Source organism: Streptomyces sp. SD31, from assembly GCF_052068475.1.
Lineage (GTDB): Bacteria > Actinomycetota > Actinomycetes > Streptomycetales > Streptomycetaceae > Streptomyces.
The window spans coordinates 157,189-170,056 of record NZ_JBQHCX010000016.1 but is presented as its reverse complement, the minus strand read 5'-3'; the positions used below and the strand labels follow the sequence as shown (position 1 = coordinate 170,056).

The window sequence follows — 12,868 nt, the reverse complement described above, 5'->3', positions numbered from 1 at the left end:
TCGGGCGCTCAGGAGGGGCTGCCCGGTGTCGGTACCGCCGGGTAGGGTGCGGACCCATGGGTGGCGAGAGCACGACACGTACGGCGCCGCGCGCGAGTGGCGCGAGCAGTGGCCCGGCGGGCAGCCGGACCGGACAGCGGTTGTCCGGGCTGGCCGTGGCGCTGGGCCTGTTGCTGTTCCTCGGCGGGTTCGCCTGGGGAGCGGTCCTCTACCGGCCGTACACCGTGCCCACCAGTTCGATGGCGCCGACGATCGGTGCGGGCGACCGGGTGCTGGCCCAGCGCATCGACGGCGGTGAGGTACGCCGGGGCGACGTCGTCGTCTTCACGGACAAGACGTGGGTGTCCAACGCGCCCGTGGTCAAGCGTGTGGTCGCCGTCGGTGGGGACACCGTCGCCTGCTGCACCGACGGCAAGTTGACCGTCAACGGCAAGCAGATCGACGAGCCCTATCTCGCCAAGGACAGCCTGGCCGAGATCCAGAACTTCCCGACCGTGACGGTGCCGAAGGGCAGGCTCTTCCTGCTCGGTGACGAGCGCAGCGGCTCCCTGGACTCCACCGCCCACCTCACGGACGCCGCCAGTGGCACCGTCGCGCGCAGTGCCGTCTCGGCCCGGGTGGACGCCGTCGTATGGCCCATGAACGGCATGCTGGAGCGCCCCACGAGCTTCGAACAGCTGGGTGCCCTGTCGTCGCCGGGACCGCTGCGGACGGTCGTCGCGCTGATCGTCGTGGGCGGTGTGCTGGTCCTGGGCGGCGGGGCGTACGGGCCGATCGCGAACAGGTTGGCCAAGCGCGCCAGGCCCCGGACGGAGCCCGCCGGTGCCCGCTGAGGTGGCGGGTGTGGGAGAGAGCCCGTACGGGGACTCCTACGTCGGAGGGTTGCGCAAGGTAGCCCGGGTCGTGCTGCTCGACCCGCAGGACCGCATCCTGCTGCTGCACGGCCACGAGCCGGAGGATCCGGCCGACGACTGGTGGTTCACGCCGGGCGGCGGCGTCGAGGGCGACGAGAGCCGTGCGGAAGCCGCGTTGCGGGAACTCGCCGAGGAGACCGGCATCACGGACGTCGAACTCGGTCCCGTGCTGTGGCGACGGATGTGCTCCTTCCCGTTCGCGGGACGCCGCTGGGACCAGGACGAGTGGTACTACCTGGCCCGTACGACGCAGACGGCGACCCGACCCGTGGGGCTCACCGAACTGGAGCGGCGCAGCGTCGCCGGAGCGCGCTGGTGGACGTGTCGGGAACTTGCCCGGGCACATGAGACGGTGTATCCGACCAGACTCGCCGAGCTGCTGCGCAGACTGCTCGACGAAGGTCCCCCCGCCGGGCCCGTGACCCTTGACCCCGAAATCGTCTAGGTGCTGACGGGACTGACGCACAATGGTGGGATCGCACGGCTGAAGGGGAACATGCCATGAGCGCCGAGGACCTCGAGAAGTACGAGACCGAGATGGAGCTCAAGCTCTATCGGGAGTACCGCGATGTCGTCGGTCTGTTCAAGTATGTGATCGAGACCGAGCGGCGTTTCTATCTGACCAATGACTACGAGATGCAGGTGCACTCGGTCCAGGGTGAGGTGTTCTTTGAGGTGTCCATGGCGGATGCCTGGGTGTGGGACATGTACCGGCCGGCGCGCTTCGTGAAGCAGGTCCGCGTGCTCACGTTCAAGGACGTGAACATCGAGGAGCTGAACAAGAGTGATCTGGAGCTTCCGGGTGGGTGACGTTCACTCGCAGGAGTGAGGGAGTTATCCACAGTCGCGGACTTGTCCACCAAGATCCAATAGCTCGCTGAGCTGCCCTCAATGTTGGCGCCGGAGGTGGTGCCGACATGAGCACGAGCACGGGAAACGCACGCAGCGCACTGGGCAGGTACGGCGAGGAACTGGCCGCGCGGCGGCTGGTCGAGGCCGGGATGACGGTCCTGCAGCGCAACTGGCGCTGTGGCAGGACCGGAGAGATCGACATCGTCGCCAGGGACGGCGACGTGGTGGTCGTCTGTGAGGTGAAGACCCGCAGGACCAGCGGCTACGAGCATCCGATGGCCGCGGTCACACCCGAGAAGGCACAGCGTCTGCGAGGCCTCGCGGAACGCTGGATCCACGCTCATGGAGGGGCTCCACCCGGAGGCGTCCGTATCGACCTGGTCGGCATCGTTCTGCCCGACCGCGGCGCGCCCGTCGTCGAGCACGCGCGGGGGGTGGCCTGACATGGGGTTCGCGCGAACGTGCTCGGTGGCCCTGGTGGGCGTCGAGGGTGTGGTGGTCGAGGTTCAGGCGGACCTGGAACCGGGGGTGGCGGCGTTCACCTTGGTGGGGCTGCCGGACAAGAGCTTGTCGGAGAGCCGGGACCGGGTTCGGGCGGCCGTCGTGAACTCGGGCGGCGAGTGGCCGCAGAAGAAGCTCACCGTCGGGCTCAGTCCGGCATCGGTGCCCAAGGCGGGCAGCGGTTTCGATCTGGCCGTTGCGTGCGCCGTCCTCGGAGCCTCCGAGCGGATCGATCCGCGGGTCCTCGCCGACATCGTGATGATCGGTGAGCTGGGCCTGGACGGACGAGTGCGGCCCGTGCGGGGCATCCTGCCCGCGGTGCTGGCCGCGGCGGACGCCGGCTATGAGCAGGTGGTCGTCCCGGAGTGCGCCGCGGCCGAGGCCTCGCTGGTGCCGGGCGTGTCCGTGCTGGGAGTGCGCAGCCTGCGCCAGCTGATCGCCGTCCTCGCGGACGAACCCGTACCCGACGAGGAACCCGATGACCTGGGCCGACCGGATCCGCTGCTCGCGGGACTGCGCGTGCCGGGGACGGGCGCGGCCACGGGTATCCACGGCATGGGAGCCGCCCAGCTTGACCATGGGCACGACCTCGCCGATGTGGTGGGCCAGATGTCGGCGCGTACGGCCGTGGAGGTCGCCGCGGCCGGCGGGCATCACCTGTTCCTGGAAGGGCCGCCCGGCGCCGGCAAGACGATGCTCGCGGAACGGCTGCCGGCCATCCTGCCCCGGCTCGGCAGGGAGGAGTCGCTGGAGGTCACGGCGGTGCACTCGGTGGCGGGGCTGCTGCCGCCCGGCAAGCCCATGATCGACGTGGCTCCCTACTGCGCCCCGCATCATTCGGCGACGATGCAGGCGCTCGTCGGCGGGGGTCAGGGCATCGCGCGGCCCGGCGCCGTGTCGCTGTCCCACCGGGGTGTCCTGTTCCTGGACGAGACGCCGGAGTTCAGCAGTCAGGCCCTCGACGCCCTGCGACAGCCCCTGGAAGCCGGGCACGTCGTCATCGCGCGCAGCGCGGGCGTGGTGCGCTTCCCGGCGAAGTTCCTGATGGTGCTGGCGGCCAACCCCTGCCCCTGTGGCCGCTTCTCCCAGACGGACGACATGTGCGAGTGCCCGCCCTCGGCGATCCGTCGCTATCAGGCGCGGCTGTCCGGGCCGCTGCTCGACCGGGTCGACCTCCGGGTCGAGGTGGACCGTGTCACCCGCGCCCAGCTGACCGAGCGCGGGGCTCGGGGTGAATCCACCGCCACGGTCGCCGACCGGGTGCGCGCGGCCCGTGAGCGGGCGTCGGCCCGGCTTTCCGGTACGCCGTGGCGGACCAACAGCGAGGTCCCCGGGCGTGAGCTGCGCAGCCGTTGGTACGCCTCGGTCGGCGCCATGGACGAGGCGGAACGGAACCTGGAGCGCGGCGTACTGACCGCTCGCGGGCTCGATCGCGTCCTGCGCGTCGCCTGGACCGTCGCCGACCTCGTCGGTCACGACCGGCCCGACGCCACGGACGTCGCCCTGGCCCTGCAACTGCGCACCGGTGTGCCGCGGGGTGTGCCCATGGCCATCGGGGCGCTGACGTGAACGGCAGCGAGGAGCCGGACGACGAACTGCTCGGCCGGGTGTTTCTCAGCCGGGTCGTCGAGCCCGGTGACGAGGTGGCCGGGCGGTGGGTGCGCGAGTACGGGGTCGGAGAAGTGGTGCGGCGGCTGCGGGAAGGGGCGGAGGTCTTGCCGGGGGTGAGTTACAAGCGGTGGGACGGGTTACGGGCGCGGGCGGTGCGGGTCGAGCCCGGACGGGACCTTGCCGTCGCCCGGGAGGCCGGGGTGCGTTTCCTGTGTCCGGGAGATGTCGAGTGGCCGGGGCAACTCGATGATCTCGGGGACGCGCGGCCCATCGGGCTGTGGGTGCGGGGGCGGGCCAGTCTTCGGATGTGGGCGCTGCGGTCCGTGGCCCTCGTCGGGGCGCGGGCCTGTACCGAGTACGGCGCCCACATGGCGGCCACCCTCGCCGGCGGGCTTGCCGAGCGGGGGTGGGTGGTCGTCTCCGGGGGGGCCTATGGGGTCGACGGCGCCGCCCACCGGGGCGCGCTCGGCGCCGGCGGGGCCACCGTCGCCGTGCTCGCCTGCGGCGTCGACCGGCCCTATCCGCGCGGGCACACCCAGCTGATCAACAGGATCGCGGAACAGGGGCTCGTGCTCGGGGAGCTGCCGCCGGGGGACCATCCGACGCCCAGCAGGTTCATCGTGCGGAACCGGGTGATCGCGGCGCTGACGCGGGGCACGGTCGTGGTGGAGGCCGCCCACCGCAGCGGGTCGCTGGTCACCGCCCGGGCGGCACAGCGGCTGGGGCGTCACATGATGGGCGTGCCCGGCCCGGCCACCAGCGGGCTCTCCGCGGGCGTGCACGAGCTGCTGCGCGGGGACGCCGTGCTGGTCACCGATGCCGCCGAGGTCGTCGAGCTCGTGGGCGACATGGGAGAGCTGGCGCCCGAGCGGCGTGGGCCCGTCCTGCCGCGCGATCTGCTGGAGCCGGGGGCGCGCAGAGTCCTGGCCGCGCTGCCCGGTGCTCGCGCTGCGCGGGCGGACGAGGTCGCACGCGGCGCGCAGACCACCGAGGACGACGCGATCGCGAGACTGTACGAACTCCGCTCACTTGGTTACGTCGAACGACACGGCGACGGCTGGAAGTTGACACGCCAGGCGATGATCTCCGTTCGCGCCGGTCGGAGTGGAGGTTGACCGAGCGTGTTCGGCCGTACGGGGGAACACGGATGCCCTTGTGAATTCGCCCAGTTGGGGTGTTCGGGTGATCACGTAGAGCGAACGATATGACCTGGCGGGGCGTCCAGCGGAACGTATCTGCGTACGGCTTGCGCTCCGCCCTTCGCGCACCGCGACGCTGCAGTCACGCTACGCTCACGAGGATTCCGGCGCAGACCGGCACCTCGACATCGGAAGGTCCCCAGAACGGCACCAGCGCGACCACAGACCGACAGCCCCCCAAAGCACCCCCACTTCACGGCAGAACGGCACAAGGCAACGAATGCCCCAGCACACCTCCGGGTCCGACCGGGCGGCGATCCCCCCAGCCGCCCGTGACGGTGGCAGCGTGCGACCGCCCGCTCCCTCGACGCTCGACGAGCTGTGGCGGTCGTACAAGGCGACGGGGGACGAGCGGTTGCGCGAGCAGCTGATCCTGCACTACTCACCGCTCGTCAAGTACGTGGCGGGCCGGGTGAGCGTCGGTCTGCCGCCCAACGTCGAGCAGGCGGACTTCGTGTCATCGGGGGTGTTCGGGCTGATCGACGCGATCGAGAAGTTCGACATCGATCGGGAGATCAAGTTCGAGACGTATGCGATCACCCGGATCCGCGGCGCGATGATCGACGAGCTCAGGGCACTGGACTGGATTCCGCGGTCGGTGCGGCAGAAGGCGCGGAACGTGGAACGCGCGTACGCGACGCTGGAGGCGCGGCTGCGGCGGACACCGACGGAGGCGGAGGTGGCCGTCGAGATGGGGATCGCGGTGGACGAACTCCACGCGGTCTTCAGCCAATTGTCGCTGGCGAACGTGGTGGCGCTGGAGGAGCTGCTGCACGGCGGGGGCGAGGGCGGCGACGGGCTGAGCGTCATGGACACTCTGGAGGACACCGCCGCGGACAATCCCGTGGAGGTGGCCGAGGACCGGGAGCTGCGGCGGTTTCTGGCGCGGGCGATCAACACGTTGCCCGAGCGGGAGAAGACCGTGGTCACGCTCTACTACTACGAGGGGCTCACGCTGGCCGAGATCGGGAACGTGCTGGGGGTGACCGAGAGCCGGGTGAGCCAGATCCACACCAAGTCCGTGCTGCAGCTGCGGGCGAAACTGGCCGGCTTCGGGCGTTGACCTGGCGCGATGAGGGCGGGGTTCGGCGGAGACACTCCCGTCGGGGGTGGCGCGTCCGTAAAGTGGCTGACGTGCCAAGGATTCGAGCGGCCTCCGTGGCCGAGCACCGGTCGATGCAGCGAGCCGCCCTGCTGGACGCGGCTCGTTCCCTGTTGTCCGAGGGCGGGACGGAGGCGCTGACCTTCCCGGCTCTCGCCGAGCGGACGGGGCTCGCGCGGTCGTCCGTGTACGAGTACTTCCGGTCACGCGCAGCCGTGGTCGAGGAGCTGTGCGAGGTCGACTTCCCTGTGTGGGCCGCGGAGGTCTCGGCGGCCATGGAGCGGGAGTCGACCGCCGAAGGCAAGATCGAGGCGTATGTGCGCCAGCAGCTCGCGCTGGTCGGGGACCGGCGGCATCGGGCCGTGGTGGCGATCTCCGCGAGTGAACTGGACGCGGGGGCCCGGGAGAAGATCCGGGCGGCGCACGGCGGGCTGGTCGCGATGATCGTCGAGGCGCTGCGGGAGATGGGGCACGGGGAGCCTCGGCTGGCGGCGATGCTGTTGCAGGGCGTCGTGGATGCGGCTGTCCGGCGGATCGAGCTGGGGGCGGCGGAGGAGCCCGGAGCGATCACGGATGCGGCTGTGGCCATGTCGCTGAGGGGTGTGCGGGGCTGAGGTCGGCTGGGTGCGGGTTACCGGGCGCGGGTGGGTTGCGGCACCGGTGCTGATCGGCACCCGGCGTCGAGGCTGAGGCCGGGGCGTCGCGCAATCCGGCGCCAGCGGGGTGCCGCCGCGCCCACCCGTGCCGCCCCAGCGGCACGACTGCCCGCAGCTACGTCGGTATCGGTGTGGGTGGGTGCTGCCTCAGTGGCGTGACAGCTGGAGGCTGCGTCCGTATGGGTGGTGTCACCTCCGCCGCACGGCTGCCCGCAGTTGCGTCCGCATAGCGGATCCGTGTGCCTGGGCGGGCGCCGCGCCGGTGGCGCGAATGCCCTCGAGGCTGCGAGTAGTGGCCGTCCGCAGGCTGGGTCGGCTACGCCGGCAGCGGCACCCCCAATACCGGCAGCAGTCTCGACGGGCCCCTGCGCAGCAGCCAGGGGGGCAGGAGTGAGAGGGGGTTCAGATAGGCCTCGCCGCTTCGCAAACCCCAGTGCACGCACGCACCTGCACAGTGCGAGCCAGTCGCCTCCACCGTGCCCACCACCTCCCCCGCCGCTACCTCGTCCCCCTTCTTCACGGCCGCCCGCACCGGCTCGTACGTCGTCCGCAAGGGTGGGTCCCCCGTGGCCGTCAGCTCCACCGACACGACACCCTTGCCCGCGACCCGGCCGGCGAAGGACACCCGCCCCGCCGCCACCGCCCGTACTGGTGCCCCGGCCGCGGCCGCCAGGTCCACACCGCGGTGGCCGCGGCCGTACCGCGTCGCCGGGGGCTCCCAGCCGCGGAGGACCGGGGGACGTAAACCCACGGGCCACGCTCGGCCGATCGTGGGCACCGTCGGGTCCGGGGCCGGTGCGGCGGGTGTGCTCGTGGCGGTCGGGGTCAGTCGTGGGGCCGGTGCCAGCAGGACGGTTGCCGTCAGGATCAGCAGCAAGACCAGCCGCCCGCACGTCCTTGCCGTCCTCGCGTATCGCATCTCTCGCATGCCGAAACCGTCCCGCATCCCCACCGATCATGGCCGGGATCTGTGGACAACTCCCCGGTTGTGGACAGCGGCGTCACCCGGGGCCCCGCGGGTCCCGTACACTTCTTCTGGCGATCCGGGTCACCGGGTCGACTTCGCACGCCCCGACACGGCCACCGGAAACGGCCCGTGTCAGCGCCCCTCGGTCCTTCGTGGCACGGCGCATGTGGGCGTCAGGCGCGGAAGCCGTCCGGCATCCGCGGCACAACCGAGAACATTCAAGGAGTGCGGCCATGGCCGTCGTCACGATGCGGGAGCTGCTGGAGAGCGGCGTCCACTTCGGTCACCAGACCCGTCGTTGGAACCCGAAGATGAAGCGCTTCATCTTCACGGAGCGCAACGGCATCTACATCATCGACCTGCTCCAGTCGCTGTCGTACATCGACCGCGCCTACGAGTTCGTCAAGGAGACCGTCGCCCACGGCGGCACGGTCATGTTCGTCGGTACGAAGAAGCAGGCGCAGGAGGCCATCGCCGAGCAGGCCACCCGCGTCGGCATGCCCTTCGTCAACCAGCGCTGGCTGGGCGGCATGCTCACCAACTTCTCGACCGTCTACAAGCGTCTGCAGCGCCTCAAGGAGCTCGAGCAGATCGACTTCGAGGACGTCGCCGCTTCCGGTCTGACCAAGAAGGAGCTTCTCGTGCTCTCGCGCGAGAAGGCCAAGCTGGAGAAGACCCTCGGTGGTATCCGCGAGATGTCCAAGGTGCCCAGCGCCGTCTGGATCGTGGACACCAAGAAGGAGCACATCGCGGTTGGTGAGGCCCGGAAGCTCAACATTCCGGTCGTCGCGATCCTCGACACCAACTGCGACCCCGACGAGGTCGACTACAAGATCCCGGGCAACGACGACGCGATCCGCTCCGTCACCCTGCTCACCCGTGTGATCGCCGACGCCGTCGCCGAGGGCCTCATCGCCCGCTCCGGCGTCGCCACCGGCGACAAGGGTGAGAAGGCCGCGGGCGAGCCGCTCGCCGAGTGGGAGCGCGACCTGCTCGAGGGTGAGAAGAAGGCCGACGAGGCTCCGGCCGCCGCCGAGGCCCCTGCCGCTGAGGCTCCGGCTGCCGAGGCGCCTGCCGCTGAGGCTCCGGCCGCCGAGGCCCCCGCCGCCGAGGCCCCCGCCGACGAGGCGCCGGCCGCCGAGGGCGAGCAGGCCTGACACCGTCAGCGTTGACGGCGGGAGCGGTACTGAATCCAACAGCGCCTCCGGCGCGGTGAAGTCCGCTCCCGCCGTTCACCCGTAGGTCGACGGAAGGTCAGCGGCTCCCGCCTTCATGGGGGCCATAGACCCCGTAGATCTTCGATCTTCCAGACTCCGAGAAAGATTCACAGACTCATGGCGAACTACACCGCCGCTGACGTCAAGAAGCTCCGTGAGCTCACCGGCGCCGGCATGATGGACTGCAAGAAGGCGCTGGACGAGGCCGAGGGCAACGTCGAGAAGGCCGTCGAGGCGCTCCGCATCAAGGGCCAGAAGGGCGTCGCCAAGCGCGAGGGCCGCTCCGCCGAGAACGGCGCCGTGGTCTCGATCATCGCTGACGACAACTCCTCCGGTGTCCTCGTCGAGCTGAAGTGCGAGACGGACTTCGTCGCCAAGGGCGAGAAGTTCCAGGCCGTGGCCAACGCCATCGCCGAGCACGTCGCCAAGACCTCTCCGGCCGACATCGAGGCCCTGCTCGCCTCGGAGATCGAGGCCGGCAAGACCGTTCAGGCGTTCGTGGACGAGGCCAACGCCAACCTCGGTGAGAAGATCGTCCTGGACCGCTTCGCGCAGTTCGCCGACGGCTTCGTGATCGCGTACATGCACCGCACGATGCCCGACCTGCCCCCGCAGATCGGTGTCCTCGTCGAGCTGGACAAGCCGAACGCCGAGGTCGCCAAGGGCGTCGCCCAGCACATCGCCGCCTTCGCGCCGAAGTACCTCTCCAAGGAGGACGTCCCGGCCGAGGTCGTCGAGTCCGAGCGCCGCGTCGCCGAGGAGACCACCCGCGCCGAGGGCAAGCCCGAGGCCGCCCTGCCGAAGATCGTCGAGGGTCGCCTCAACGGCTTCTTCAAGGACGCCACGCTGCTCGGCCAGCCGTACGCGCTCGACAACAAGAAGTCCGTCCAGAAGGTTCTGGACGAGGCCGGTGTCACCCTGAAGCGCTTCTCGCGCATCAAGGTCGGCATCTGAGTCCGTACCGCGATCGACGCCCGACCCCGATAAGGTCGAGGGCAAGTCGTCCGCGGACGCCGTCACCACGCACGCGCGCGTGACGGACGACAGCAGATCTGACGAGGAGGCCATTGCCGCGCATGGGATGCGAAACACGCCCCCACCGGCAATGGCCTTCTTCGTATGTGCACCACGTAACAAAGGCGGGATCTCGATGACCACCAAGGCCCAGAAGAGCGACGACGGCAAAGTACACGGCCGGTATCTGCTGAAGCTGTCCGGAGAGGCCTTCTCGGGCGGCGGGGGCCTCGGTGTCGACCCGGACGTGGTGCACAAGATCGCCCGCGAGATCGCCGCCGTCGTCCGCGACGGGGCGCAGATCGCGGTCGTCATCGGCGGCGGCAACTTCTTCCGCGGCGCCGAACTCCAGCAGCGCGGCATGGACCGGGCCCGCTCCGACTACATGGGCATGCTCGGCACCGTGATGAACTGCCTCGCCCTCCAGGACTTCCTGGAGAAGGAGGGCATCGACAGCCGGGTCCAGACCGCCATCACCATGGGCCAGGTCGCCGAGCCGTACATCCCGCTGCGCGCCGTTCGGCACCTGGAGAAGGGCCGCGTGGTCATCTTCGGCGCCGGTATGGGCATGCCGTACTTCTCCACCGACACCACCGCCGCCCAGCGCGCCCTGGAGATCGACGCCCAGGCGCTGCTGATGGGCAAGAACGGGGTGGACGGGGTCTACGACTCCGACCCGAAGGCCAACCCGGACGCCGTCAAGTTCGACTCCCTCGGCTACGGCGAGGTCATCACCCGCGACCTCAAGGTCGCCGACATGACCGCGATCACCCTGTGCCGCGACAACAAGCTCCCGATCCTCGTCTTCGAGCTTCTGGCGGAGGGCAATATCGCCCGCGCCGTCAAGGGTGAGAAGATCGGCACGCTTGTGGGTGAGCAGGGCAGCCAGGGCTGACGCCCGAGAGCAAGCCCGTCCGGGCGACGGACGGGACGGACCCTGACCGGGGGATGGACAATGTCCTGCCGGTCGGGAACCGTGCAGGAAGAAGACGCGACGCAGCCGGCCGCCGCCCCCACGCAGGAACCGCAGCCGGGCCTTTACTCAAGACACGCAGGAGCAAGTGGTGATCGAAGAGACCCTCCTCGAGGCCGAGGAGAAGATGGAGAAGGCCGTCGTGGTCGCCAAGGAGGACTTCGCCGCGATCCGCACCGGCCGTGCGCACCCGGCGATGTTCAACAAGATCGTGGCCGACTACTACGGCGCGCCGACGCCGATCAACCAGCTGGCTTCGTTCTCCGTGCCGGAGCCGCGCATGGCGGTCGTGACCCCGTTCGACAAGACCGCGCTGCGCAACATCGAGCAGGCGATCCGGGACTCCGACCTGGGCGTCAACCCGAGCAACGACGGCAACATCATCCGAGTGGTGTTCCCCGAGCTCACCGAGGAGCGCCGCCGCGACTACATCAAGGTCGCCAAGGGCAAGGCCGAGGACGCACGTGTGTCCATCCGCTCCGTGCGCCGCAAGGCGAAGGACGCCATCGACAAGCTGATCAAGGACGGCGAGATCGGCGAGGACGAGGGCCGCCGTGCGGAGAAGGAGCTCGACGACACCACGCACAAGTACGTCGCTCAGGTGGACGAGCTCCTCAAGCACAAGGAAGCGGAGCTTCTCGAGGTCTGATGAACGACTCTTCCTGGGGGGCGCCGCCACAAGCCGGGCAAGCCGGGTACTGGGGTGCCGCCGAGCGTGGACCTGTCCAGGGGGCTGCCCCGGCGGGTCCCGCGTACGATGCGCCTGAGGCGCAGCAGACTCGCCCCATGCCCATCGTGCCCGACGTACCCGCGTATGGCGGAGACCAGGATGACGACCGGGGGGCCGCTCGGCTGAGCGGCCCCTTGTTCCGCGACCGGCCGCCGCAGGCGCGGCCTTATGACACGCCGCAGGCGCGGCCCTCCGAGGCGGCGCCGCAGAATCCGGAGCCCATGCCCGACGCCTCGCAGCCGGCGCCCCAGCCGCAGAAGAAGAGCGCGGGGCGTGACCTGAGTGCGGCCATAGGGGTCGGTATCGGGCTCGGTGTGGTGATCATCGCGTCGCTGTTCGTCGTCAAGGCGGTGTTCGTCGGCGTCGTCGTGGTCGCCGTCGTCGTGGGCCTGTGGGAGCTGACCAAGCGACTCGACGAGCGCAAGGGCATCAAGGCGCCGCTCGTTCCGCTCGCGCTCGGCGGTGCGGCCATGGTCGTCGCCGGGTACGTCCGGGGCGCCGAGGGTGCCTGGGTGTCGTTGGCGCTGACCGCGCTGGCCGTGCTGGGCTGGCGGATGACGGAGCCACCGGAGGGCTACCTCAAGGACGTCACCGCGGGCGTCTTCGCGGCGTTCTACGTGCCGTTCCTGGCGACGTTCGTCGCGATGATGCTGACCGCCGAGGACGGGGCGTTCCGCGTCATGACGTTCCTGCTCCTGACGGTCGTCAGCGACACCGGGGCGTACGCCATCGGCTGGCGCTTCGGCAAGCACAAGCTCGCCCCGCGCATCAGCCCCGGCAAGACCCGCGAGGGCCTGCTCGGCGCGGTGAGCTTCGCGATGGTGGCGGGCGCGCTGTGCATGGAGTTCCTGATCGACGACGGAGCCTGGTGGCAGGGCCTGCTGCTGGGCCTGGCGGTCGCGGCCAGCGCCACGCTCGGCGACCTCGGCGAGTCGATGATCAAGCGGGACCTGGGCATCAAGGACATGGGCACGCTGCTGCCGGGGCATGGCGGGATCATGGACCGGCTGGATTCGTTGCTGCCTACGGCGCCGGTGGTGTGGTTGCTGCTGGTGCTCTTCGTGGGGTCGGGCTGACGAAGCCATGACCGGAAGCCCTCGCCCTTGTCGGGCGGGGGCTTCTTGCGATGGTG

Annotated in this window: 14 protein-coding genes; 13 read left to right on the top strand and 1 reads right to left on the bottom strand. The window is 70.1% G+C overall.

The features are described from left to right. The first annotated feature begins 56 nt into the window (after positions 1-56). The 8 genes from lepB to ACTMVF_RS30885 all read left to right on the top strand — a co-directional run bounded on the left by lepB (position 57) and on the right by ACTMVF_RS30885 (position 6,793). Positions 57-833 (top strand): signal peptidase I, encoded by a 777-nt coding sequence (gene lepB, locus ACTMVF_RS30920; protein ID WP_441274395.1) that lies wholly within the window; start codon positions 57-59, stop codon positions 831-833. Further along, a complete protein-coding gene (locus ACTMVF_RS30915; RefSeq protein WP_441274394.1) occupies positions 823-1,359 on the top strand; it encodes an NUDIX hydrolase in 537 nt (178 codons plus the stop codon). The genes lepB and ACTMVF_RS30915 overlap by 11 nt, the downstream gene beginning before the upstream one ends. A gap of 56 nt (positions 1,360-1,415) precedes the next feature. After that, positions 1,416-1,724, top strand: a complete 309-nt coding sequence (locus ACTMVF_RS30910; protein ID WP_003965949.1) for a DUF2469 domain-containing protein — start codon at positions 1,416-1,418, stop codon at positions 1,722-1,724. 107 nt (positions 1,725-1,831) lie between these two features. Next, entirely contained in the window at positions 1,832-2,209 is a 378-nt protein-coding gene (locus ACTMVF_RS30905; RefSeq protein ID WP_441274393.1) for a YraN family protein, read from the top strand. A 1-nt stretch (position 2,210) separates the two neighbouring features. Continuing rightward, on the top strand, positions 2,211-3,836 hold the full coding sequence (locus ACTMVF_RS30900; protein ID WP_441274392.1) for a YifB family Mg chelatase-like AAA ATPase: 1,626 nt from the start codon (positions 2,211-2,213) through the stop codon (positions 3,834-3,836). Further along, the gene (gene dprA / locus ACTMVF_RS30895) at positions 3,833-4,993 is read left to right on the top strand and encodes a DNA-processing protein DprA (protein WP_441274391.1); all 1,161 of its coding nucleotides are present in this window, start codon (positions 3,833-3,835) and stop codon (positions 4,991-4,993) included. The genes ACTMVF_RS30900 and dprA overlap by 4 nt, the downstream gene beginning before the upstream one ends. Before the next feature lie 304 nt (positions 4,994-5,297). Continuing rightward, entirely contained in the window at positions 5,298-6,140 is an 843-nt protein-coding gene (gene whiG, locus ACTMVF_RS30890) for an RNA polymerase sigma factor WhiG (protein WP_147994030.1), read from the top strand. Positions 6,141-6,235: 95 nt separating this feature from the next. Beyond that, entirely contained in the window at positions 6,236-6,793 is a 558-nt protein-coding gene (locus tag ACTMVF_RS30885; protein WP_441274458.1) for a TetR/AcrR family transcriptional regulator, read from the top strand. Between the two features lie 358 nt (positions 6,794-7,151). Here ACTMVF_RS30885 and ACTMVF_RS30880 read toward each other — a convergent pair whose 3' ends face one another. Beyond that, complete coding sequence (locus tag ACTMVF_RS30880; protein WP_441274457.1) at positions 7,152-7,754, bottom strand: M23 family metallopeptidase; 603 nt, start codon at positions 7,752-7,754, stop codon at positions 7,152-7,154. 281 nt (positions 7,755-8,035) lie between these two features. On the opposite strand from ACTMVF_RS30880, the gene rpsB reads away from it, so the two are divergent. From rpsB to ACTMVF_RS30855, 5 genes are all read left to right on the top strand, one after another. Further along, positions 8,036-8,959, top strand: a complete 924-nt coding sequence (gene rpsB, locus ACTMVF_RS30875; protein ID WP_441274390.1) for a 30S ribosomal protein S2 — start codon at positions 8,036-8,038, stop codon at positions 8,957-8,959. Positions 8,960-9,136: 177 nt separating this feature from the next. Next, positions 9,137-9,973 (top strand): translation elongation factor Ts, encoded by an 837-nt coding sequence (tsf, locus tag ACTMVF_RS30870; protein ID WP_403341698.1) that lies wholly within the window; start codon positions 9,137-9,139, stop codon positions 9,971-9,973. A gap of 196 nt (positions 9,974-10,169) precedes the next feature. Then, a complete protein-coding gene (gene pyrH / locus ACTMVF_RS30865; protein ID WP_441274389.1) occupies positions 10,170-10,928 on the top strand; it encodes a UMP kinase in 759 nt (252 codons plus the stop codon). Between the two features lie 169 nt (positions 10,929-11,097). Then, the gene (frr, locus tag ACTMVF_RS30860) at positions 11,098-11,655 is read left to right on the top strand and encodes a ribosome recycling factor (RefSeq protein WP_062709224.1); all 558 of its coding nucleotides are present in this window, start codon (positions 11,098-11,100) and stop codon (positions 11,653-11,655) included. Next, complete coding sequence (locus tag ACTMVF_RS30855; RefSeq protein ID WP_441274388.1) at positions 11,655-12,812, top strand: phosphatidate cytidylyltransferase; 1,158 nt, start codon at positions 11,655-11,657, stop codon at positions 12,810-12,812. The genes frr and ACTMVF_RS30855 overlap by 1 nt, the downstream gene beginning before the upstream one ends. Positions 12,813-12,868 lie beyond the last annotated feature (56 nt).